A 21,558-nucleotide genomic window follows, 5' to 3' on the forward strand; every position below is an offset into this window, starting at 1 on the left:
CTCCTAACTGCATTTTTTGCGCGGGTATTCGTCTGCCACCTTGGGGGCGGTGCCATCGGATGTGTGGAGCAAGGTCTGCCCGCCTTTCTCGACCAGCGAGAGCCGCAGAACATTGACCCAGGTTTCGCCTTCGCCCTCCATCACCAGGTCGGCGACTGCATCATCGCCATCCTGCCCGACGCCCGCAACCTGACCAAAGCTTTCGTAAAAGGTGATCGAACGCGGGGCGATTTCCATGCGCATGTCGCTGTCGCGCGAACAGGTGCCGCCGACATAATCCCAAACGCCAAGATAGCGCGCGGGGATCATCCCCGGAGTATCGGCCGGAGGCGGCCCGGCACCATCGCCGAGCCCGCCGTCCGGCTCGACCGGGATAGGCGTTTCGGAAGGCACGGTCTCATCTGCTGGTTCGGGTGCTCCCCCGCAGGAAGCCAGCGCGAGGGCGAGGAACGCTGCAAAGGTTACCCGCACCGCGCCTACCCCATCGTCGGAATGACAAAGGCGTTTGCGCCATCGGGTGAGCCATCGGGCCAGCGCTGAGTGATCTTCTTCTTCTTGGTCCAGAAGGCGAGGCCATCGGTCCCGTATTGGTCGATGTCGCCAAATCCCGAACGCTTCCACCCGCCAAAGCTGTGATAGGCGACCGGCACCGGGATCGGCACGTTGATCCCAACCATGCCGACATTCACCCGGCTCGCAAATTCGCGCGCGGCGTGGCCGTTGCGGGTGAAGATCGCGACCCCGTTGCCATATTGATGCTCGCTTGGCAGGCGCACCGCGTGTTCAAAATCATCAGCGCGCACGATCTGGAGCACGGGGCCGAAGATTTCCTCCTGATAGCTCTTCATCTGCGGGGTCACCCGGTCGATCAGGGTTGGCCCGACAAAGAAGCCCTTCTCATGCCCCTGCAGGCTGAACCCGCGCCCGTCGATCACGATTTCCGCGCCCTCTTCCTCAGCGGTGGTGATCCATTGTTCGATCCGCGCCTTGTGTTCGGGCGTGACCACCGGGCCGTAATGCGCGTCGGGATCGGTCGAAACGCCAATGCGCAGGGCGTGGATCGCCGGGATCAGCTTCTCGCGCAGGCGGTTGGCCGTGTCCTCGCCCACCGGCACCACCACCGGCAGCGCCATGCAGCGTTCACCCGCCGAACCAAAGGCCGCGCCTGCCAGATCGTTCACCACCTGATCGAGATCGGCGTCGGGCATCACGATCCCGTGGTTCTTCGCCCCGCCGAAAGCCTGCACCCGTTTTCCGTTCTGCGCGCCGCGGTGATAGATGTAATGCGCGATATCGGACGATCCGACAAAGCTGATCGCCGGAATATCGGGATGGTCAAGGATCGCGTCGACCATTTCCTTGTCCCCGTGGACGACCTGCAGCAGCCCCTCTGGCGCGCCCGCTTCGACGAACAGCTGCGCCAGCCGCACCGGAACGCTGGGATCGCGCTCTGACGGTTTCAGGATAAACGCATTGCCCGCCGCGATTGCCATGCCGAACATCCACATCGGGATCATCGCCGGGAAATTGAACGGAGTGATGCCTGCCCCAATCCCCAGCGGTTGACGCATCGAATAGACATCGATCCCCGGCCCCGCGCCTTGGGTGTATTCGCCTTTCAGCACCTGCGGGATACCACAGGCGAATTCGATCACTTCGAGGCCCCGCTGCACATCGCCCTTGGCATCGTCGACCACTTTGCCATGTTCGGATGCGAGCAGTTCGGCAAGGCTCTGCATGTTCGCCTCGATCAGTTCCTTGAAGCGGAACATCACGCGGGCGCGTTTCTGAGGGTTGGTCGCGGCCCAGCCGGGCTGGACCTGCTTGGCGGTCGCCACCGCGCGTTCCAGCAGCGCCGCATCGCCCAGCGCGACCTCGGCCTGCACCTCGCCGGTCGAAGGGTTCCAGACTTGATGTTTGCGAGTTGGCGCGGGGGTGTCGCCGAGGATGAAATGGTCGATCTGACGCATGGGAAGTCTCCTGTCTCTTGCGACCATCCAATGACGATACGCAGCGTTTGAGGCAAGGGGGTGCGGCCTGCCTAATTTGCTGGGCGGGGGGCCAGGCAACGATCTGATCGCGGAATACAACAGCGCAGGCACGATGCTTGACCGCTATGTCCACGGTGTGTCAGGAGGTGATGATCCGGCGATTGCCTATCCGGGCTCCAATGCCGATCACACCGTTGCCGAATATCTCTACGCCGACAGGCTTGGTTCGATTGTGGCGAGCTTCAACCGGAGCGGCGGGCTGGAGACGATCAATGCCTATGACGAGTTCGGGATGCCCGGCTCTGCGGGCGGGACGCAGAACAGCGGCAGGTTCCGTTACAGCGAGCCTCGCAGAGGTGCCGGGGGCACCTCGAGAAGCGAGCGCAGATATATATCCCCGAAATCGGGCTGCGCGGGCTTCCTTATGCCCCCGGCATAAGGTTCCTGCTCGCTATCACTACAAGGCGCGTGCCTACTCGCCGGGGCTCGGGCGGTTCATGCAGACCGACCCGATCGGATATGGCGATGGGCTCAATATGTATGGGTATGTGGGGAATGATCCGGTGAACAGGGTGGATCCGTTCGGATTACAGGATGAGCTGCCTGATCCATGCAACGGAGGACCAGGTATTTGTGTAACCCCTGGCGAAGATGATTGTGTTGGCGTCTGCGCCTATCCTGGTGATTCGATTCTTGACGATTTATTCCCGGGAGTATTCCCCTCGGTCCCCACTCCCAACCTCGGCCCGGGCCTTGGGAACGAGATTGTCGTAACAGGAAGAAGGCCGCAAAGTGATGAGCCTGAGGATTCGATAGACTGGTCGAAGTTGGGCCAGTGCCTTCAAGACAGTGCCCTCAATCATTATGGGCTGGGTGCTGCAACAGCTGCTTCAGGAGCTGCCGCGATACCGCTTCCTAAGGCTATTGTGCCGCCTTATCGAGAGATTGGGGCCAAGACAACGAATCTACTCAGTGTTATCGGGCACTATGTTGAGATAAATGTTCCGCGTATGCTCAATAGCAGTAACTTGTTTCGTGTGGCTGGGCGCGCTAATCCTTATGTTTTCGGAGCACTTCTTGCAGTGGATGTGGCGGTAATAGGGTATGATACATATCAGTGCTACAACAGTGGAAGCGAATGATATGGATACTGATGCCGATGCAGAGGAGCTTGTTGTCTCTGTGATTGCGAGGCGTAGCGGTCGGAAATTCTGTGAAATATCTCGCGGCTTACGTCTCGTCCAAGATTTGAAGCTCGATGGCGACGACGCAATTGATGCTTTGTTGGAAATATCTAAAGTTACCGGCTTGAGTTTGGATGGATTCCAGGCGGACATGTATTTTCACTCTGAACCTAGCCTTCTATCATTGTTCAAAGCGAAAGAAGGGCCAAAGGCCGAACTAACTGTGGGACAAATTGTGTCTGCTGCGACTTCGGGCGGGACGATTTGAATAGCGGGGCTTCCCAATCACCTTGACGATGTAGGTGTATCTTGAATGCGTGCGCACGCCAGATTTAGAAGGCTCGCCTCACACGTTCCTGGTCATCTGACTCCGGCCTAGTCCGGCCCACCGCCGTCTCATTGAACCCGTTACGCTTCGAGCGAGACACTGCCTCGCAGAGCCATGGCCCATGCGGGACGGTGTTGACGAAGAAAGTCGAACAAACTCCGTGACTTAGCTGTGACCCGATGGCATTGTTCTCGCAAGGAAAAGCGAGAGATTACAGATGCTTATCGGCTACGCACGGACATCGACGGTGGACCATGTGGCGGGGTTGGAGGCGCAGGAGACGGCGCTCGCTGCAACGGGTTGCACCAAGCTGTTCTGCGAGCAGGCGAGTTCGGTCGGCCAGCGGGACCAGCTCGATGCGGTGCTGAACTTCGTGCACTTTAATCGCCGCCTCTCACCGAAGCTCGCGAATACGGACTATTTTCCGACGGTGGCAACTTCTCTCGAGGCTGCATTTTCTCGCGGTCGAACACAACTTGAACTGGCTGCCTGGGTTCGCCAACACTCCCCATCAGCGCCGCGGCAATCGAGGAAGCCCCGAACAATACAAAGCAGCCCAGAATGACCCGAATACTTCCGGCCATCCGCACGCGTCCAGTCAGCATCATGAACCCGGCTATCGCCACCGCCACGATCGCGAGCGCGGTTGCGATTTCGCCAAGCACCAGCGCTTCGACCCAATCGAGTGACGTGCCGATACCGACCTCTGCTTGTGTCTCGAACAGACTACCACGCATGTCCCCATCCCTCCGCTCTAGCCCGCCACCAGCACCTGGCTCACCCGCCGGATGCCGCTGCGCCGTTCGAGCTGCACAAACACATCGACACTCTCGCGCACATAATGCCGCACATCATCGCGGCTGAGCTTCGATCCGGCCTGCAGCACCAGCAGAGCCAGTTGTTCGGTCGCGCGCTGGGGTGTGTCGGCGTGGATGGTGGTCATCGATCCGGGATGCCCGGTGAAGCCCCGCGCGCAGGAAGGTGAACGCCTCGATCCCGCGCAGCTCGCCAAGGATGATGCGGTCCGGTCGCATGCGCAGCGCTGCGATCAGCAGGTCCTCGGCGGTGATGCTGTCCTACATCGCCTCACGGTGTTACGAACGGGGCATGGACGCCCTTCAACCCGCCAGCCATTCCCCCGCCGCGCGGGCCCTTTCGGGTGACGCTTTGCGGGCTAGGGTGGCGCTTGGGACGCACAAGGGCGACAGTCGTGCATATTCGCTTCAGGACCGTGTTCCATGTGTTCCATCGTGTAGGGTTTGTCAGCCCGGCTCGGTGCCCTCATGGCAAAAGTGGATTGACGAAACCAGGCATTCGCGACAGATGCGGCCCCGCACGCCAAGCGGGTGTAGCTCAATGGTAGAGCAGCAGCTTCCCAAGCTGACGACGAGGGTTCGATTCCCTTCACCCGCTCCAGCGCTGCGTTCCGCGCGCGGGCATGGTCTTTGCTGTTGCTCCGGGATGACTGGATCACGCGGTTTGCCGGACCACCAGATGCGGCGGCAGCACCAGGCTTTCGGTGTCCTCCCCTGCCAGACGGCGCAGCAGGAGTTCGACCAATCCCTTGGCCCCGGCGGCAATGTCCTGACGGATCGTGGTCAGCATCGGCACAGTCTGGCTGGCGATGGGCAGATCGTCATAGCTCACCACCCGGATCTTTTCCGGCACGGCAATGCCGCGCTTGCGCATTTCCTGCAGACAAGCAGCGGCAATCGCATCGGTTGCAACAAACAGCCCGTCAATTTCATCGGCAATTGTGGCCAGATGCGCGGCAATCTCGGCTGATACCTGATCGGGGGACAAATGGGTGCGTAAACACCGGATCGGAACCCCATGCTTGCCCGCAATCTCCACCGCGCCCGCATAGCGCGCGGCAAATTCGATCGGGTCCGGGTCGCCGAGAAAGGCGAGGTTCCTCGATCCTGCCGCGATCAGACGTTCCGCAGCCAGTTTGCCGCCCAAACGGTTGTCGGTGCCCACAACGCAGTGGCGCTGCCCTTCTTGATGATTGCCCCACACCACCATGGGCAGATAGCCGTCAGCAACGTCCTCTATCCGCTCGAACTGATCGGACTGGCCGATCACCACCACGCCGTCGATCATGCCGGAACCGATGAAGCGTTCAAGCCAGTCTTCGTCCGCGCTCGGCACGACCCGGCGCAGCATCAGGTCATAGCCTTTTTGCGTCAGCTCATCGGCCAGATAGCCCAGCAAGGTCATGAAGAAAGTGTCGGAAATCTGCTGGCGGACATCATGGCCGAGCGGGATCGCCACCCCGATCACCCCGGTTTTCTGGCGTCTGAGGCGGCTGGCCATCTGATTGGGGTGAAAACCGTGTTCGCGGGCAATCGCCTCAATCCGCTTGCGCGTCTTGGTGTTGACCAGGCTGTTGCCTGACAGCGCCCGCGAAACCGTGCCTGCCGACACGCCGGCGATCCGGGCGAGGTCGGTTATCGTGCGGACAGGCCGCGGCGGTTGTTCGGGGGAGGGCGTGCAGTCGGGCATGAGGTGGTTCTATCCTGCCAGCACCTTTTGCTCTCGCGGCACGCGATGTCCAGCGTCAACGAATAAAGTGGCGAAGGCTCCGGCAATCATCAACGCGCCGCCCAGCATCAACACATTGCGCGGATCGCCGCCCAGAACCGGATTGTAGATCAGCGGCATGGTCAAGGTCTGGATCAACATCGGGATCACGATGAACATGTTGAAGATGCCCATGTAAATCCCGTTGCGTTCTGCGGGAATGGAATCGGCCAACATGACATAGGTGTTGCCCATCATTCCCGCCCAGCCAATCCCGATGCCCAGCATCAGCGCAAACAGACCCGCAGGCGTTTCGACACCCGGTAGCATCAGCATCGCCGCGCCCGATGCGGTCAGGCAAGCGGCATGGACCATTCGCGCGCCCAGGCGGGCGACAATCGGGATCAGCGCGAGCGCGCCGAGAAAGGCGATGAAATTGTAGAGTGCGCCCGCTTGCTGTGTGGTCAGCGTGGCTTCACGAAAGGCGGCGCTGCCAGGGTCGCTGGTGTCGTATATCGCCCTTCCGACCGCGAATGTCACATATTGCCAATAGGCAAACATCGCATACCATTGACACAGCATTGCGACCCCAAGCTGGCGCATGGGCCTTGGCATGGTGCGGATGGCGTCGGTGATTTCGGCCAGCGTCGACCGAACAGTGAGCGGCTTGCTTTCGAGCAATTGCTGTTCGTCTTGGGTAAGCGGCAATTCGGGCACCCGCCAGACCGACCACACGATGGTCGAGATCGACAGGATCGCGCCGATGACAAAGGCGATCCGCACAATCACCGGGATACCATTGTCGTCCAGCACATCCTGCGCAACAAAGGCTGTCAGCAACGTGGGCGCGAGATAGGACAGCGTCTGCGCCAGCCCGGTAAAGGCGCTCTGCGTCAGAAAGCCGACCGAACGCTGCGCGGGCACCAGCCGGTCCGCAACATAGGCGCGATATGGTTCCATCGTGATGTTGTTGCCAGCGTCCAGGATCCACAGCAGCGCCGCAGCCATCCACAGCGCCGAGGAATAGGGCATGGCAAACAGGCTGATCGTGCAGATGATCGCGCCGACAAGGAAATAAGGCGTGCGGCGACCCAGCCGCGAATTGGTGCGGTCGCTCATCGCCCCGACAATGGGTTGAACCAGCAAGCCTGTCATCGGCCCGGCAAGCCAGAGCAGCGGCATCGTCGCTTCCTCTGCACCAAGAAAGCCATAGATCGGCCCCATATTGGCCTGCTGCAATCCAAAACTGAATTGCAGACCGAAGAAGCCGATGTTCATTTCGATGATTCGCAGCAACGAAAGCCGCGGCTTTGTGGTGGTTTGCATCAGGATACCTCTCTCACGCGCGCCGCTGCCGGACGTTTCGTTGCATTTGCGTGACACAAAATCTGGCTGATTGCAAACGATTGCAAGATTCTTGTTGCAATCGTTTGCAATCGACTTATGCCTTAATCCGAATCGCACGCCAACAGTGCGAAAGACCAGGAGAGAATTGTCATGAAAATTCGTCACGCTTTGGCGTTTGGGGTCGCGCTCAGTGCTTTTTCTACCCCGGCTTTCGCACAGGATGCGCAAACCGGTTCGCAGGGCGCGGCGGCAGAGGGCAATGAAATCATCGTCACTGCGGTGGCGCGCGGTCAGAACCGGCTGGAAAGCTCCGTTTCGGTCAGCACGATTGGCGCCGAAGCCATTGCCAATCTTGGCGCACCATCTTCAGCCGATCTGATCCGCCAGATACCCGGTATCCGTTCGGAGGCATCCGGCGGTGAAGGCAACGCCAATATTGCGGTGCGCGGCATCCCGGTTTCCACCGGCGGCGCGCGCTATATTCAGCTTCAGGAAGATGGCTTGCCGATCCTAGAATTTGGCGACATTATCTTTGGCAATGCCGACAATTTCCTGCGCGCTGATCGCAGCGTAGCCCGTGTTGAAGCGGTGCGCGGCGGCTCTGCCTCGACCTTTGCCTCCAACGCGCCCGGTGGAGTCATCAACTTCATCTCCAAGACGGGAGAGCGCGAAGGCGGTGCGATTCAGGGCAGCGTCGGGCTCGATTACGAAAGCTACCGGCTCGATTTCGATTACGGCGCGCCGCTGGGCGATGATCTCAGCTTCCACGTCGGCGGATTCTATCGGACCGGCGAAGGGCCGCGGGACATAGGCTATAACGGTTATGATGGCGGCCAGATCAAGGCCAATATCACCAAAAGGTTCGATGGCGGATATGTGCGTTTCAGCGCCAAATATCTCGACGATCAGACCCCGACGATTCTGCCGCAACCGGTGTTTGTCGGCGGCACCAATGGCGACCCTGATTACAGCGCCATTCCCGGCTTCGACCCGCGCACCGATTCGCTTTACAGCCCTTTCCTGACCCCGGCTGTGACGCTGGACGGAAACAACAATGTCGCCAGTTTCGATTTCCGTGACGGACTTTCTGTCGAAAGCCTGACCTTCGGGATCGAGAGTGAGATCGAAGTGGGCGGCGGGTGGACGCTGACCAACCGGTTCCGCTTTGCCGACAATTCGGGCAGCTTCCAGTCGCCATTCCCGGCCAGCGCGGGCGCGGCGCAGGATATTGCCGATGGCATTGGCGGCGCGGGTTCGACTATCGAATTTGCCAGCGGTCCCAATACAGGAGCGACCGCCAGCGCGGCGACAATCGGCGGCAACGGACTGCTGACCAATGTCGTGGTGTTCAACGTCCGGCTCAACAGCCTTGATAATGTCACCAATGATTTCCGCGTGAACAAACAATTCGATTTTGGCGGAGGTTCAGCCAACTTTACCACCGGCTTCTACCTATCGCGCCAGACCATCGACACTGACTGGGTGTGGACTTCGCACGTCCAGACAGTGCAGGGCGATGGGCAGGCTGTGCTGGTCGATATCCGCGACGCGGGCGGCGGTCTGGTGACGCAAAATGGCACGGTCGGGTTCGGCGCGAGTTTCTTCGGCAATTGTTGCCGCCGGAATTACAATGTCGATTACAGCACCTATGCGCCGTTTGCCTCGCTGTCGCTGGAGCTTGACCGGCTTACGCTCGACGCCAGCATCCGCTATGATTACGGCGATGCCAGCGGTACGATTACCGGGTCGGACAGCGGCTTTGGCATTGGCGTCACCAGCTTCGATTTCGATAACAATGGTGTCATCAGCCCGGCAGAGGCGCAGACCAGCGTCCTGCCGCTGGGCAATGCAAGGCCCGTGAATTACGATTTCGGTTATGTTAGTTTCTCGCTCGGCGCGAACTATCTTGTCACCGATGATCTGGGCGTGTTCGCACGTTACAGTCAGGGCGGGCGTCACACCGCCGACCGCAGCCTGTTTTCGCCTGCAGTCAGCACCACTGACGGCAGCCTGCCAGGCGGTGATGCGGGTGTGGTGGCGACGGTGGATCAACTGGAGGCGGGTCTTAAATATCAGTCGGGCGGGGTATCCTTGTTCGCCACTGGCTTCTTTGCCAAGACCGCCGAAACGAATGTCGATATTGCTCCGCTGGTGTTGTTCGACACTGAATTTGAAGCATACGGCCTCGAACTCGAAGGCGCATATCGCACCGGACCGTTCAGCCTGTCTGCGGGCGTAACCTGGACCGATGCAGAGATTGTCGATGCGCTCGATGTGACGGTGATCGGCAACACACCGCGCCGCCAGGCCGATTTCGTCTATCAGGCGACCGCGCAATATGACACCGACATGTTCAGGCTGGGCGCCAATGTTGTCGGCACCACCGACAGCTTCACACAAGACAGCAACCAGCTCGAACTGCCTGCCTTTGCGCAGGTCAATGCCTTCCTCGCGGTGCGTCCGATTGACCGGGTCGAGATCGGGCTCAACGCGCAGAACCTGTTCGACGTCACAGGCTATACCGAGGCGGAGGAAGGTTCGATTCCGGGCAATGGTATCGTGCGCGCGCGATCAATCGCTGGCCGGACCTTACTCGCATCCGTGCGGTTTGATTTCTGACCGCTCGGAAGCAGGCGGGGCCAGCCGAGACCTTCCCCTTTGGCTGGCCCCATTTTTCACGAATGTTGTTCCCAAGCTTCAATCTCCTAAGGTAACCGCATGACCACGGCCTGGACAGCAGCACATGTGCGCCTGATCGATCCGCGTCGTTTTTCCGAAGTGCCTTTGGTCAGCAGCGCTGAAAAAGGCGCACTGCAAGTGGGCCGGGTCTATTGGGACATGTGGCCCATCCAATCGCCCGATGGCCGGGTCGCAAGGATCAGAGGGCGTGAGCTGTGGATGGCGCTGAGCGCGCCCGACCGGGGTGATCCGTCGCTGCGCCATTTCGAGGCGAAGATACACCTTCTCGAGCATCGCTCCGGCGGTTGGCACGATTTCGGGCCGCTGCTCCCCGATAGCCTTGACCGCGCCGCAGTGTATGAACGCGAATGGGCCGGATCGGCGCTGTTTCACGATGGCTGCGTAACGCTTTATTTCACCGCCGCTGGCTCAAGAGAGCGCCCCGGCGGATATCAGCAGCGCCTGTGGGAAACGACCGCCGCGCTTGATGAGAGCGGGCTTCCTTCGGGCTGGTGCGCTCCGCACCCGTCGGTGAAAGACTATGGCCTGCATTACACGCCTGCCGACGCGCATGAAGGCGAGGCGGGCAAGATCAAGGCCTTCCGCGATCCGGCCTATTTTCGCGATCCTGATGATGGCGGCGAATATCTGATATTCTCGGCCTCACTCGCTGGCTCTGTCAGCGCATTCAATGGCGCGGTCGGGGCTGCGCGCAAGGGGGCTGCGGGCGACTGGCAGCTGTTGCCGCCGCTCATCGCCGCTGACGGCGTGAACAATGAGCTGGAGCGCGCTCATGCGGTGTTCCACGATGGCCGCTATTATGTCTTCTGGTCGACCCAACGCAGCACCTTTGCTCCCGAACTGCGCGGTGCGCCTAACGGATTGTATGGCATGGTGGCGGACAGTCTTTTCGGGGATTACCGTCCGCTCAACGGCACCGGCCTGGTGATCGCCAACCCGCAGAGCGAACCGTTCCAGACCTACAGCTGGTTCGTCGATGCATCCTTGCAAGTTTGCAGTTTCGTCGATTTCTGGGGCCTTGCGGGCTCTGTGCCGGAAAATAGGCATTTCGGCGGTGTGCCCGCGCCGTTGCTGCAACTGGAGATCGACGGCGATGCCTGCGGATTGGTGCAAGGCTCTGACTCCATCGCGAGGATCGCCCGATAATGCTGGGCGGGATTGAAGCGGGTGGCACCAAATTCGTGCTGGCGGTCGGCGCTTCGCCTTATGAAATCGCGGCTCGACATGTCATCCCTACCCGTGACCCGGCCACAACCCTTGCCGATGCGGCCGATTGGTTCGAACGGCAGGGCAGGCTGTCAGCGCTGGGCATTGCGAGTTTCGGTCCTGTCGTCCTGGACCGCGCTTCACCGCGCTGGGGCCAGATCACGACCACGCCCAAACCGGGCTGGTCAGGATGCAGCCTTGCCGGATTTTTTGAGCGTCGGTTGCAGGTGCCGGTCGGATTTGAAACCGACGTCAACGCCGCCGCCCTCGCTGAATTCGGCGCGCGCGAATCAGGTGAGAACAATTCGCTCGCCTATGTGACCGTCGGCACCGGGATCGGCGGCGGGCTGGTTATCGGCGGCGTGCCGGTTCATGGTGTCGCCCATCCGGAAATGGGTCATATGATACCGCGCCGTCATCCGGGCGACCGAGTGTTTGACGGGGTTTGCCCGCATCATGGTGATTGTCTCGAAGGGCTGGCCAGTGGACCCGCAATCACCGCGCGATGGGGGATGTCCCTGTCTGAGCTGCCCTCAAACCATGCGGCGCATGAAATCGTTGCATTCTACCTTGCGCAGCTTTGCCACACCCTGTTCGCTATGACAGCGGTGCCAATTATCGTGCTGGGCGGGGGCGTGATGCAGACAGACGGCTTGCTAGGCCGCGTCAGACAACATGCCTCGTTGCTGGACCGGGGATATTTGCCGGGCAGCCATTGTCAGCGGATCGAGACCCCGAAACTAGGCGAGGATTCCGGTATCACGGGCGCGTTGATCCTGGCCCGGAACGCTTGAATCCTGAGCCTAGATCGAGCTGACCGATACGGTGATCCGGTCCTGATATTCCCCCGCGACACTGCGCCGCGCCGGGACATAAACGCCCAAGCGGAACAGATCGCCGGACCGGCTGGTGGCGTTGGCGCGCGTGAAGGCCGCCGGAGCCGCGCCCAGAGCCACATTGCGTCCGTCGATTTCAAACTGATAGGGGATCGCGTCCATCGCCTGCAAATGCGCCAGATTTCCGCCATTTTCCGATGAAATATCCACCTTGTATCCCGAACTGCTCCAGACCCTGAGGCCAAAGGGCGGCGAGCGTGTCGGTTCGGTCGCTGACAGCGCACCCAGATCAATCCGGCTGGTCTGCCCAGTGCCTGTCGCGCCGACGAACATCACATCCACCGCTTTGGGAATATCGAGTTCCAGATTGAGCGCGAGACGGTCGAGGATTTCGCCGCTGGCGCCTACCAGCGCAAGTTGCAATTGTTCATTATAGCGGCCCGCAATCGTGCCCCAGTCGGCCGGGGCGGACGCCTGAAGACTGATGCTGCGTCCGCTGCGGCCCGATGGGACTGTGACGATGATCTGATTCTGGCTGCTTGAGACGGTTTCGCTGAATCCCGCTTCGAGCGCACGGCCCGACGCAGTCAAGCGGTATTCGGGGAAAGAGGGATCGCTGGTTAGCCGCGACAGGCGCAGGTCGACCTGACAAGTTCCGCTGCGCTGATCGTCGTCCCCATCGGTGCTTTGAACGAGTGTGACCGTGATCGTTTGTTCGCCGATCGCCTGCTGACCCATACCAAGTCCCGGCGCGAGCATGGCAATCGTCGCGCTGTCCTGCGCGAACCGGACGTCACATTCATCGCTTGGCTGAGCGAGCGCCGGGGCAGGCAGAAAAAGGGGGAGCAGAAGCGCCGCACTGGCCAGCGGTGAAAATATCCGATTGAACCCGGTGATCCGATTGCCGAACGTCATTGCTTCGTCTCCTCTATGGCGATGCTGCCAATCCGATAAAGCCCCTCTGTGGTGTCCGGAACGATCAGTTCAAACTGCCTGCCATCGCTCAACTCTATACGGTAGGTCTGCCGCGGGGCCAAGCCGATGATCGAGAACCGGCCGGCAGAATTGGTAAAGAACTGAAGCGGTTCAAAACCCTCATCGCTATCCGACACTACCCGGCCGTTCAGCAGCGATGCGGGCGCGTCGCCGATCAACAACGTGCCGACCGCAGAGATATACCGCGTATTGCCGATAATGACCCTCGCCCCGCCGCCGGTCGCAACGCGGATCCTGTCGAGACCTTCGCCAACGTCAAAGACCGTGCCTTTCGCATCGATGTCATAGATGATCTCGCGGGTCTGATAGCCGAGCACGTCGGGGACCAGCGCTGCTCCGAACAACCCGCTACGGCCCTGATATTCGCCATCGTTGAGACTGTTGCCGACAATCGCTTCACCCGCGATCCCTCCGGCCGGTTCGACAAGCGCAAATCCGTCGGTGATGGTTCTGCCGATACCAAAGGAGCCATCAGCATAGGCAATCGACGTTGCAAGCTGCATTTGCGCGCGGCGATTATCGGTGATGTTGCCGAACCCGTCGCCAGAGGTCTGGAACAGCAATCGCCCGTCAAATCGGTTGCCGCGATATTGAAACGCTGCATCGGCGAGGTTGTCCCCGTCGCTTTGCTGCAGGTTTACGTCATAGCCCCACGCGCCAACCCGGTTTTCGACCCCGCGATTGGCCCCGACGCGGAACAGCGATTGCCTGCTTCGCGCATCGGCGTTCAGCCGGCTATTACCGCCGAACAGATAGGTGACGTTAATGCGAGCGCCAAAGGCTGTATCGAAGCCGTCATTGCGGCCATATTCGACCCCCGCCACCATACGCAGGCGGCTGTTGAGCTGATGAATTACGTCGGCAAAGACATTAGTTCGAGCTGGGCTGGTGTCCCGGATAAGATGATTGAGCCCGACATTGAGGAAGGTGCGCAGGCCGAGGCTTTGCCCATAAGTTGCGTTCAGCGTGATGCGTTCTTCGTCGAAGACGTCGTTTTGACCAGCAAGCTGAAAACCGCTACTTTCATAATCGAACACCAACGCCAGTTGGCGGCTGCCCGTGGGCGTGTTCTGCGCCCAGCGATAGCCCGTTCGGGTGGCGAACCCGACCTTGTCATCACCACCGCGGGAAATGGCGAACTGGGTTTCAAACACGCCAGGCACGATTTGCGGGACCCAGCGGACCTCCGCTGCGGCAGATTGGGCCGCTTCTGACAATTGCAGCGCCCCGCCCAGCAGCAATGATGGCGTAAATGAGCGACGATAATATGCCGAAGCGCCTAAGGGCCCATTATACGTTGGCTCCAAGTTTGCCACTTCGGAAATAACGCCTGCAAAGACGCCATATTCTACCTCTCCGACTTCGAGATCGACCGGGTCGAAGAAATAGTTGAAATTGGTAACGCTGGTCCTGCCGGCTGCATCGCGGATGCGAATTTCAACATCGTTTGCGCCAGAGGTGAGGGGCAATTCGGTGAGGTCGTAAATCCCCTGTTCGACCGGAATGGTGCGCACCAGATTGCCATTGTTCAAGATTTCGATTGTCGAAGGGCTGGAGATGCGCAGCCGCTGCCCGCCAAGCTGAAATGCGGGTTCGAACGGTTCGAAAATGCGTCGCCGGCGTTCGATCCCGATGCCGCCGAGCAATTGCGTGCCAAGCAAGGGCAGCGAGGGGGCCTGAAGGTCGCCCGCGCTGATCCGCATATCGCGCCCTTCAATATCGTAAATCCCGCGAACGAACCTGCGGAACACTCCGTATTCGCCATTTTCACGAATGGTCGATCCGCCTTCGTATTGCAGGGCGAAATTTCCCATTCGGGCCGCGCCAAAGGCAATGATGTCCGGGCTGCTGACCCGCGATCCTTCGGTCGGGCTGTCGAGATAGTCGAGGTTTCCGGCAAAATTCATATAGGCGGAAAAGCCTGCGGGCTGAATCGTCGGCGGGCGATCCTCCAACCGCCGGTTGCGGGCATCAAGATCAATCACCGGAGTCAATTCGGGGGCAAGGCTTTGCAGTTGCACCTCCAGCCGTGACATGTCGAATTGCAATGCAACCCCGGCATCGGCCAGCACACGCGGCGAGACAAAAGGCTCCGCTGTGGCATCGGCTGCCAGTGCTTCGGCAATCCTGGCCTTGCCATCCACCGAAAGAAGCGGGCCGAGGAGGCTAAGCAGAGTAAACCGGTCGTAACGCACGGAACCGTCACCGTCGATTTCGACATTGATTTCGCCCAGCGCGTCCTCCCCGCGTATCAACGGCAGCGACAGGATCGTCGCGCGCCGCTGCGTTGGAAGGTCAGGAACGGCGTCGGGCTGAGGAGACACGGCGGCTTCCCCTACCGCTTCTAGTGCCGAATCGGGCGAGGGCGGAGATGACTGCCCTTCGCCACTGGATTGCGCCGTCGCCGGAGCCGATGCCAAGGCGGCTGCCATAGCGATCAGCGATACCGGGCGCGCAGATAGTCGCCGATAATCCGTGTCTCTGAGGCGATCCTGCGCTGAATTGCGAATAGCCATTGATCTATTCGATTTCGACGGTGACGCTCGCAGGCTCGACCTCGACGTCGAGCGGGATGAAGAACTGCCGCGCCTTGCCCGGCGCGACAATGCCCGCACCCAACGTCCCGCCCATTTGCGCACCGTCAAATTCTCGGGTGAAAGGTTCTCCGCTGGTGGTGGTGCCCGCAATTGTCCAATTGCGGCCGCCAGCCAGCAGCATCCCCTTGCCGTCATTTGCAACGCGCACATTGATACCGGATACTTCCTCGACAATTGCGGGTTCTATCGTGTCGACACGCGGCACCGCGCTGACACCTTCAGGTTCCACGCTCACGAACACGTTGAAGCGGACCGTGACCTGAACTTTGGGCGATCCGGCTTCGAGTTCGATCGGCAGTTCGCTGAGTGCGATGTAATAAACGCGCGCTTCGTCCAGGTCGGGTTCGCCGACATATTGCACCCGGACCACTTGACCCTGAAGCGGGGCGATGACCAATTGCGGCGGAAAGATCAGGAAATCATCGTCGGCGGGCGTCAGTTGAAGCTGACCATCCTCAGATATTTCGCCGACATAGGCGCGCACTTCGATAGGGAAATCGCGGTCTGCGGTGTTGGTGAATTCTATCCGCGCGACCGAACCGCGCCCGAAAGGATCAAGTTCCACCGCCATTGGCGACACGCGGGAGGCATGGGCGGGTGCAGTAAACAGGCCCGCACAAGCAAGGAACGCGGCGAACGCGCGCAATAGCCTGATCACAATTCAGTCTCCCCCCAAAGGATCAAATTCAAGTGCAGCACGGCATACAAAACGGATGCGATCTGGATATTCGAACTGCGTCCATTTTGACGGCAATAGATGTGAGAACGAAAAGGCGGAGAGGAACGCCTCCCCGCCTTTCCAGTTACAACCAAAGACCCGTTGGATCAGATGGTGGTGATTTCCACCGTGGCCGTCGCCGTGTAATCGTCTGCGGCAATTGGACGGGCGCCCGCATTCTGGTCGTCCCGGACAAATGCGCTGAATCTGACTTGCCGATGAATCGGGCCTGTAGACCGCGTTGCAGTTAGACGATCCAAGCTATTGGCCACGACTTCCCCACCCCCATAATTTTGAGCCCGAAAGCCGTAGTTAATCGTGCTCGTAAAGGGCTCGCTGCCTGGGGAGACCGTCAAACCGGCTGCGGTGGCCGAGGTCAACGGCAACGGGGTTGAGATAGTCAATTGATTATTGAAATTGCAGCTCACCCAGGCTTGTTGGCTTCCGGCGGCTTCAAATTCAGAAAGCTGCAAGGCATCAATGCCGGGCGCTTCGTTAATCGTCAGCGAGGCAAAGGCGAGGTCAGCAATGTCTTCGATGCTGCACTCTTGTGGAACCGAAGCAGTGACCACCACGTCCTGGCTCTGGGCATTCGATTGAGCCATTGCCGAAGTCGCCATGGCCATGGAAATCACTGAAGCTGTAAGAATCTTTTTCATCTGGATACCTTCCTGTTCCGTTGAAGCCGGCGGGCAGGGCGCACGCCGGTTTGATCGCGATTGCAAGGGGTCCCGTTTGCGAGGTTTTACACCACCCCCCCTTTGTTTGGTCGGCTCTCGATGGTCCGACATATTAACGGAGCAAACAGCTGGACAAATAGCGCCAACTGACCATCCGTTGACAACAAACTAACGCCGTCAGGGGCGGGTTTAACCGCGTGTTAAACTTTAGGTATAGAGTAGTTCTACGTAGTTTCGGAGATTCATTTTGGTAATGCGCAGGTCGTTCTATAATGGCACAAGCTGAGCCGCTTTATTCTTCACTGTTACATGCATTAATTTGCCGAGCGGCACGTTTTTGCCGCCGGTCTGAAGCATTTGGTAAGCAAATCCGGCGATAAGCGTCCGTAGTCAGCCACGGAGCCCAATATGCCGCGCTATTTCAGGGTGATTTTTGCAGGTCTTGCCTGCACCGCCTTTCATCAGACCGCACAGGCCGAAACCGAACGTGTGACGGTGACTGCGTCGATTCCCGAAAGTTGCAGGCTGGATGCCTCCGACCTCGTGATTGCCGAAGGGCAGCCAAGCGCGCAGGGATTTGCGTGGGAGGCGTGCAATTCGCGCCGCAGCTATCAGATCGCGGCGACAACGCGGGCACTCGATCCAACCGAACTGGTCATGATCGATTACGATTCGCGCAGTCTGCAACTCAGCGCGTTGGGGCGCACCGAACTGATCAATCGCACCGGCCCGATTTTGAAGCGGGTTCCGATTGCGCTGCGCGCCGATGGGCTGAAAGGTGTGCTGCGGCTCAGCGTTTCAATGACGGCGATCTAAAGCAACTTTCGGGTCAACGCCCCTCGGTAATCTGTCGCTGCGGCGGCACCATGACCAAACTGTAATACATATTCCCGGCCCGTAACGACCGTGTCACCGTTCGGTCGCCTTGCGGTCATCTGCGCGCGCTAGCCGCGATCCTCGAAACAGCATCCCGCGCCGCGGGACTATCGGGGGTTTCAGGTCATGCGTATTGGTCTTTTCACGGGTAGCGCCGCGCTCGCATTGGCGGCTGGAATTGCTGCTCCTTCGCTTTCAGCTCAGCAGGTTCAGGGCACCGATGGCGCGCAAACAGAGGAAGGCGAGGATGAAATCCAGACCGCCCGCGAAATCGTGGTCCAGGGCGACATCGGGTTCCGCAATCGCAGCCCCGATGCCGAACCGATCCTGATCTATGACGAGGAATATTTCCAGCGGTTCGAACCCCTGACCGCAGGCGACGCGTTGAAACGGGTGCCTTCGGTGACATTCCTTTCAGACGTGATTGAAAGCGACGGCGCGCGGCTGCGCGGGCTGGACCCCGGCTACACCCAGATCCTGATCAATGGCGAACGCGTGCCCGGCGGCAATGCGGACCGCTCGTTCTTCCTCGACCGCATCCCGGCCGAACTGATCCAGCAAGTCGAAATCGTCCGCTCCTCCTCCGCCCGCCGGACTGGCGATGCGGTTGCAGGATCGCTCAACATCGTTTTGCGCGATGGGTTTTCGCTGGACGGCGGATATGTGCGCGGCGGCGGATTGCTTTTCGATGATGGCGAATTCAAGCCTTCGGGTGGTTTCTATTATGGCGGCGCGCTGGCTGGCGGACGGGTGCTGATCGGGGCCAATATTCAGGGGCGCTACAACCCCAAGATCAAATCGAGCCTGAGGTTCGGAGATTCGCCCGAAAACAACCCGAATTTCTTCGCTGACGATTTCGACAACCGCGAAGACCAGACCGATACGCGCGACGGCACTGATTACGCCTTCAACGCCAGCTGGGGGATTGAGAGCGAGACGACGGAATTCGAAATCCTCGGCAATTTCGTGCACACGGATCGGACTGAAAGCGAACGCTCGTTTGAATATGACGATCTGACCGCTATCAGCGGCTCGGTGTTCCTCGGCGGCAATCTGCTTACAGACAATGCTGAATTTACTGACATCGATCAGGATACATGGTCGATTTCGGCGCGGCTCGAACAGGAATGGTCGCTCGGAGAAACCACCTTTCGCGCGACCTTTGCCCGGTTTGACGGCAATGAAAACGGCACCGAATTTGAGATTGATTTCGAAGACGCCGAGCCGGTGCTCGAAGGCGAAAATTCACTGGTCGATGTGGTCGATGATGAATTGTCGTTTCAAATCGATCACGAGTTTGAGATCGCTGATGGCATCGAATTTGTGATCGGTGGGTTTCTGCAGTTCAAGGAACGCGACAGCGATCTAACCGTGGCGGAACAAGAGATCGACCTCGATCCGGCGCTGCAAAGCTGGGATCAGTTCAGCGACAATCCATTCGATGTCGCCGGCCAGTTCGACCCGTTCGAAGACATCCCCGGCGGGGTCAACACCATCTCCGAAGACCGCACCGACCTGTTCGCATTGTTCGACATTGAACGCGGCGATCTGACCGCAGAGATCGGCATTCGCTGGGAAAACACATCGGTCGATATCGAAGATGCGACCGTCCCCGCTGCGCTTGCCTTTACCAGCGTGGATTATGACGAGTTCTTGCCGTCGGCCTCGTTCAAATATGAGCTGGGCCGAGGCCGCCTTACCGCCTCGGTGGCACGGACCCTGCGCCGTCCAAGGCTCGATTTCCTGTCGCCGGTTCTGCTCGAAGAGGAACTGGAAGACAGCGATTTCCTCGGCAATCCAGGCCTTGTCCCGGAAACCGCATGGGGCGGTGATCTGGGCTATGAGCACAAAATTGGCCGAACCGGCGTGATCGGGGTCAATGTGTTTTACCGCGACATCACCAATCTGGTCGAGCTGACCACGGTTATCGACCCGCTTACGGGAATGGCGGTCGAAGGATCGGAAGGGCCCGGCACATTCGTATTTCAGCCGCAGAATGTGGGTAGCGGCGAGGTTTACGGAATCGAGTTCGACGCCTCGTTCAGCCTTGCCTTTATCGGCCTGCGCGACACTGGCGTGTTCGGCAATCTGGCGCTGCTCGACAGCAACATCACCGATTTCGCCGGTGAACGGCGGTTCAACGACCAGTCCGAATATGTCTACAACTTCGGCGCGATCCAGAACTTGCCCGAATTCGGAGCGGCGTTCGGGGCAACCTATCGCAAACAGGGCACCGCATTTGGCCGAGTGATCGCCGAAGAAGTCACCACCAGTTACGGCGCGGACCTTGAAATCTTTGTCGAGAAACGCATCGGTGACCGCTTCACTATCCGCGCGGTAGGCTCGAACCTGCTGGACAGCACAAAGGACGAAGTGTTCAACAAATTCGACAATGTTGCCGACCAGTTGGCCCGCGACTTTGACGAGTTCGAAATCGAAAGCGAGCGCGCCGGTCCGGTGTTTCAGCTCGTTGCGAGGTATGCGTTCTGATGTTGCGTCCCTTTCACGGCTTTGCTCTGATCACGCTGACAATCGCGGCAGCCTGTGCGTCGATTCCGGTGATGGGCGATCCTGCCGTCACGGTGACCGCGCGGGTGCAAACTCCGCCAGTGGGGACCGCCAATGAAGATGCAGCGGACGATCCGGCTATCTGGCGCAATGCAGCAGATCCCGCGAAAAGCCTGATTGTCGGCACCGACAAGAAGGGCGGGCTGTATGTCTATGATCTCATGGGCCGCGAAAAGAGCTTTTTCGCCGCATCGGGGCTCAACAATGTCGATCTGATCGAACTGGGCGATGGCCGGGTGGTGGTCGCGGCGAGCGACCGCAGCAATCTGGCCACGGCGCAGATCATGCTGGCACTGCTCGACACCGCGACCGGCACGCTGAGCGCGGCTGGCAGCATCGCGGTCGGTCCGGGTGAGGGTTACGGCATCTGCATCGATCGCCCGCTTTCAGGCAAAGTGTCGGGCAATGAATTCACCGTGTTCAGCGCGCCCAAGAACGGCGTAATCTACCGCACGACTATCGCAGCGGGCGGAAATAGCTTCGGAGGCGTCACAGAAACGCTTGCCACCGTGCCGAGCCAGCCGGAGGGCTGCGTTGCCGATCCGCGCACCAACACGCTCTACATTGGCGAGGAACTGGCGGGCATCTGGGCGATCGACATCGCAAATGGTGAAAAGCGGATGGTCGCGCGGGTCGACAATAAATTGCTGATTGCTGATGTCGAAGGGCTGGCGCTGGCCCCAGAAGGCGCTGACGGCGGCTATCTGGTCGCCTCGTCGCAGGGCGACAATGCCTACGCCGTGCTGCGGCTGCCGGATGTGACCCCGGTGGGCCGTTTCCGCATCGCGGCGGGCACCTATGGCAGCACTGAGGAAACCGACGGTATCGAACTCGATATCCGCGATTTCGGCCCGGGTTTCCCCGGCGGGCTGTTCGTCGCGCAGGACGGGATCAATCCGCCCAATGCGCAGAATTTCAAATATGCGCGCTGGGATGAAGTGCTTGCCGCGCTGGAAAGCGGCGCTTCGCGTTAGGTCCATTCCGGCGGGGGATGGCGGATTGCAGGCC

The 21,558-nt window shown here is 59.8% G+C and carries 19 protein-coding genes, 1 tRNA gene and 1 pseudogene; 11 read left to right on the top strand and 10 right to left on the bottom strand.

Annotated elements, in window-relative coordinates:
* Positions 1 to 3 precede the first annotated feature (3 nt).
* Positions 4 to 471, bottom strand: a complete 468-nt coding sequence (locus ACM64M_RS03690) for a hypothetical protein (RefSeq protein WP_416227277.1) — start codon at positions 469 to 471, stop codon at positions 4 to 6.
* Between the two features lie 5 nt (positions 472 to 476).
* On the bottom strand, positions 477 to 1,970 hold the full coding sequence (locus ACM64M_RS03695; protein ID WP_416227278.1) for a CoA-acylating methylmalonate-semialdehyde dehydrogenase: 1,494 nt from the start codon (positions 1,968 to 1,970) through the stop codon (positions 477 to 479).
* Between the two features lie 76 nt (positions 1,971 to 2,046).
* On the opposite strand from ACM64M_RS03695, the gene ACM64M_RS03700 reads away from it, so the two are divergent.
* The 4 genes and pseudogenes from ACM64M_RS03700 to ACM64M_RS03715 all read left to right on the top strand — a co-directional run.
* On the top strand, positions 2,047 to 2,430 hold the full coding sequence (locus ACM64M_RS03700) for a hypothetical protein (RefSeq protein ID WP_416227279.1): 384 nt from the start codon (positions 2,047 to 2,049) through the stop codon (positions 2,428 to 2,430).
* On the top strand, positions 2,348 to 3,133 hold the full coding sequence (locus ACM64M_RS03705; RefSeq protein WP_416227280.1) for an RHS repeat-associated core domain-containing protein: 786 nt from the start codon (positions 2,348 to 2,350) through the stop codon (positions 3,131 to 3,133). Before ACM64M_RS03700 ends, ACM64M_RS03705 begins: the two co-directional genes overlap by 83 nt.
* Position 3,134: 1 nt before the next feature.
* Complete coding sequence (locus ACM64M_RS03710; RefSeq protein ID WP_416227281.1) at positions 3,135 to 3,443, top strand: DUF1493 family protein; 309 nt, start codon at positions 3,135 to 3,137, stop codon at positions 3,441 to 3,443.
* 277 nt (positions 3,444 to 3,720) lie between these two features.
* A pseudogene (locus ACM64M_RS03715) lies at positions 3,721 to 3,867 on the top strand (recombinase family protein); the annotation flags it as partial.
* A 16-nt stretch (positions 3,868 to 3,883) separates the two neighbouring features.
* On the opposite strand, the gene ACM64M_RS03720 reads toward ACM64M_RS03715, so the two are convergent.
* Together ACM64M_RS03720 and ACM64M_RS03725 are read right to left on the bottom strand one after the other, a co-directional pair.
* Complete coding sequence (locus ACM64M_RS03720; protein ID WP_416227282.1) at positions 3,884 to 4,240, bottom strand: TrbC/VirB2 family protein; 357 nt, start codon at positions 4,238 to 4,240, stop codon at positions 3,884 to 3,886.
* Positions 4,241 to 4,354: 114 nt separating this feature from the next.
* Positions 4,355 to 4,537, bottom strand: a complete 183-nt coding sequence (locus ACM64M_RS03725; protein ID WP_416227283.1) for a hypothetical protein — start codon at positions 4,535 to 4,537, stop codon at positions 4,355 to 4,357.
* Positions 4,538 to 4,845: 308 nt separating this feature from the next.
* On the opposite strand from ACM64M_RS03725, the gene ACM64M_RS03730 reads away from it, so the two are divergent.
* A tRNA-Gly gene (locus tag ACM64M_RS03730) sits at positions 4,846 to 4,919 on the top strand.
* Positions 4,920 to 4,973: 54 nt separating this feature from the next.
* On the opposite strand, the gene ACM64M_RS03735 is transcribed toward ACM64M_RS03730, so the two are convergent.
* Positions 4,974 to 6,008, bottom strand: a complete 1,035-nt coding sequence (locus ACM64M_RS03735; protein WP_416227284.1) for a LacI family DNA-binding transcriptional regulator — start codon at positions 6,006 to 6,008, stop codon at positions 4,974 to 4,976.
* A gap of 9 nt (positions 6,009 to 6,017) precedes the next feature.
* The gene (locus tag ACM64M_RS03740; RefSeq protein ID WP_416227285.1) at positions 6,018 to 7,352 is read right to left on the bottom strand and encodes an MFS transporter; all 1,335 of its coding nucleotides are present in this window, start codon (positions 7,350 to 7,352) and stop codon (positions 6,018 to 6,020) included.
* A 171-nt stretch (positions 7,353 to 7,523) separates the two neighbouring features.
* Here ACM64M_RS03740 and ACM64M_RS03745 point away from each other — a divergent pair, with 171 nt between their 5' ends.
* The 3 genes from ACM64M_RS03745 (at position 7,524) to ACM64M_RS03755 (ending at position 12,073) form a co-directional block, all read left to right on the top strand.
* Positions 7,524 to 9,992, top strand: coding sequence for a TonB-dependent receptor domain-containing protein (locus ACM64M_RS03745; protein WP_416227286.1), 2,469 nt, complete (start codon positions 7,524 to 7,526; stop codon positions 9,990 to 9,992).
* A 99-nt stretch (positions 9,993 to 10,091) separates the two neighbouring features.
* Positions 10,092 to 11,219, top strand: a complete 1,128-nt coding sequence (locus tag ACM64M_RS03750) for a glycoside hydrolase family 68 protein (protein ID WP_416227287.1) — start codon at positions 10,092 to 10,094, stop codon at positions 11,217 to 11,219.
* Positions 11,219 to 12,073, top strand: coding sequence for an ROK family protein (locus tag ACM64M_RS03755; protein WP_416227288.1), 855 nt, complete (start codon positions 11,219 to 11,221; stop codon positions 12,071 to 12,073). Before ACM64M_RS03750 ends, ACM64M_RS03755 begins: the two co-directional genes overlap by 1 nt.
* A 9-nt stretch (positions 12,074 to 12,082) precedes the next feature.
* Here ACM64M_RS03755 and ACM64M_RS03760 read toward each other — a convergent pair whose 3' ends face one another.
* The 4 genes from ACM64M_RS03760 to ACM64M_RS03775 all read right to left on the bottom strand — a co-directional run bounded on the left by ACM64M_RS03760 (position 12,083) and on the right by ACM64M_RS03775 (position 17,085).
* The gene (locus ACM64M_RS03760; protein ID WP_416227289.1) at positions 12,083 to 13,030 is read right to left on the bottom strand and encodes a hypothetical protein; all 948 of its coding nucleotides are present in this window, start codon (positions 13,028 to 13,030) and stop codon (positions 12,083 to 12,085) included.
* Positions 13,027 to 15,627: a fimbria/pilus outer membrane usher protein gene (locus tag ACM64M_RS03765; protein WP_416227290.1), complete on the bottom strand. Its 2,601-nt coding sequence runs from the start codon at positions 15,625 to 15,627 to the stop codon at positions 13,027 to 13,029. Before ACM64M_RS03765 ends, ACM64M_RS03760 begins: the two co-directional genes overlap by 4 nt.
* A 4-nt stretch (positions 15,628 to 15,631) precedes the next feature.
* Positions 15,632 to 16,366: a molecular chaperone gene (locus tag ACM64M_RS03770; RefSeq protein WP_416227291.1), complete on the bottom strand. Its 735-nt coding sequence runs from the start codon at positions 16,364 to 16,366 to the stop codon at positions 15,632 to 15,634.
* Positions 16,367 to 16,533: 167 nt separating this feature from the next.
* On the bottom strand, positions 16,534 to 17,085 hold the full coding sequence (locus ACM64M_RS03775; RefSeq protein ID WP_416227292.1) for a hypothetical protein: 552 nt from the start codon (positions 17,083 to 17,085) through the stop codon (positions 16,534 to 16,536).
* Between the two features lie 429 nt (positions 17,086 to 17,514).
* Here ACM64M_RS03775 and ACM64M_RS03780 point away from each other — a divergent pair, with 429 nt between their 5' ends.
* The 3 genes from ACM64M_RS03780 to ACM64M_RS03790 all read left to right on the top strand — a co-directional run bounded on the left by ACM64M_RS03780 (position 17,515) and on the right by ACM64M_RS03790 (position 21,524).
* The gene (locus tag ACM64M_RS03780; protein ID WP_416227293.1) at positions 17,515 to 17,922 is read left to right on the top strand and encodes a hypothetical protein; all 408 of its coding nucleotides are present in this window, start codon (positions 17,515 to 17,517) and stop codon (positions 17,920 to 17,922) included.
* A 186-nt stretch (positions 17,923 to 18,108) separates the two neighbouring features.
* The gene (locus ACM64M_RS03785) at positions 18,109 to 20,472 is read left to right on the top strand and encodes a TonB-dependent receptor plug domain-containing protein (RefSeq protein ID WP_416227294.1); all 2,364 of its coding nucleotides are present in this window, start codon (positions 18,109 to 18,111) and stop codon (positions 20,470 to 20,472) included.
* Entirely contained in the window at positions 20,472 to 21,524 is a 1,053-nt protein-coding gene (locus ACM64M_RS03790; RefSeq protein ID WP_416227295.1) for a phytase, read from the top strand. The genes ACM64M_RS03785 and ACM64M_RS03790 overlap by 1 nt, the downstream gene beginning before the upstream one ends.
* The last annotated feature ends 34 nt before the right edge of the window (positions 21,525 to 21,558 follow it).

This window comes from Qipengyuania sp. ASV99 (assembly GCF_047872805.1).
Lineage (GTDB): Bacteria > Pseudomonadota > Alphaproteobacteria > Sphingomonadales > Sphingomonadaceae > Erythrobacter.

Excerpts from the sequence above, each read along its gene's own strand:
- ACM64M_RS03695 (WP_416227278.1), bottom strand. The coding sequence starts at position 1,970 with ATGCGTCAGATCGACCATTTCATCCTCGGCGACACCCCCGCGCCAACT.
- ACM64M_RS03710 (WP_416227281.1), top strand. The coding sequence starts at position 3,135 with ATGGATACTGATGCCGATGCAGAGGAGCTTGTTGTCTCTGTGATTGCG.
- ACM64M_RS03720 (WP_416227282.1), bottom strand. The coding sequence starts at position 4,240 with ATGCGTGGTAGTCTGTTCGAGACACAAGCAGAGGTCGGTATCGGCACG.
- ACM64M_RS03725 (WP_416227283.1), bottom strand. The coding sequence starts at position 4,537 with ATGCGACCGGACCGCATCATCCTTGGCGAGCTGCGCGGGATCGAGGCG.
- ACM64M_RS03735 (WP_416227284.1), bottom strand. The coding sequence starts at position 6,008 with ATGCCCGACTGCACGCCCTCCCCCGAACAACCGCCGCGGCCTGTCCGC.
- ACM64M_RS03740 (WP_416227285.1), bottom strand. The coding sequence starts at position 7,352 with ATGCAAACCACCACAAAGCCGCGGCTTTCGTTGCTGCGAATCATCGAA.
- ACM64M_RS03745 (WP_416227286.1), top strand. The coding sequence starts at position 7,524 with ATGAAAATTCGTCACGCTTTGGCGTTTGGGGTCGCGCTCAGTGCTTTT.
- ACM64M_RS03750 (WP_416227287.1), top strand. The coding sequence starts at position 10,092 with ATGACCACGGCCTGGACAGCAGCACATGTGCGCCTGATCGATCCGCGT.
- ACM64M_RS03755 (WP_416227288.1), top strand. The coding sequence starts at position 11,219 with ATGCTGGGCGGGATTGAAGCGGGTGGCACCAAATTCGTGCTGGCGGTC.
- ACM64M_RS03760 (WP_416227289.1), bottom strand. The coding sequence starts at position 13,030 with ATGACGTTCGGCAATCGGATCACCGGGTTCAATCGGATATTTTCACCG.
- ACM64M_RS03765 (WP_416227290.1), bottom strand. The coding sequence starts at position 15,627 with ATGGCTATTCGCAATTCAGCGCAGGATCGCCTCAGAGACACGGATTAT.
- ACM64M_RS03775 (WP_416227292.1), bottom strand. The coding sequence starts at position 17,085 with ATGAAAAAGATTCTTACAGCTTCAGTGATTTCCATGGCCATGGCGACT.
- ACM64M_RS03780 (WP_416227293.1), top strand. The coding sequence starts at position 17,515 with ATGCCGCGCTATTTCAGGGTGATTTTTGCAGGTCTTGCCTGCACCGCC.
- ACM64M_RS03785 (WP_416227294.1), top strand. The coding sequence starts at position 18,109 with ATGCGTATTGGTCTTTTCACGGGTAGCGCCGCGCTCGCATTGGCGGCT.
- ACM64M_RS03790 (WP_416227295.1), top strand. The coding sequence starts at position 20,472 with ATGTTGCGTCCCTTTCACGGCTTTGCTCTGATCACGCTGACAATCGCG.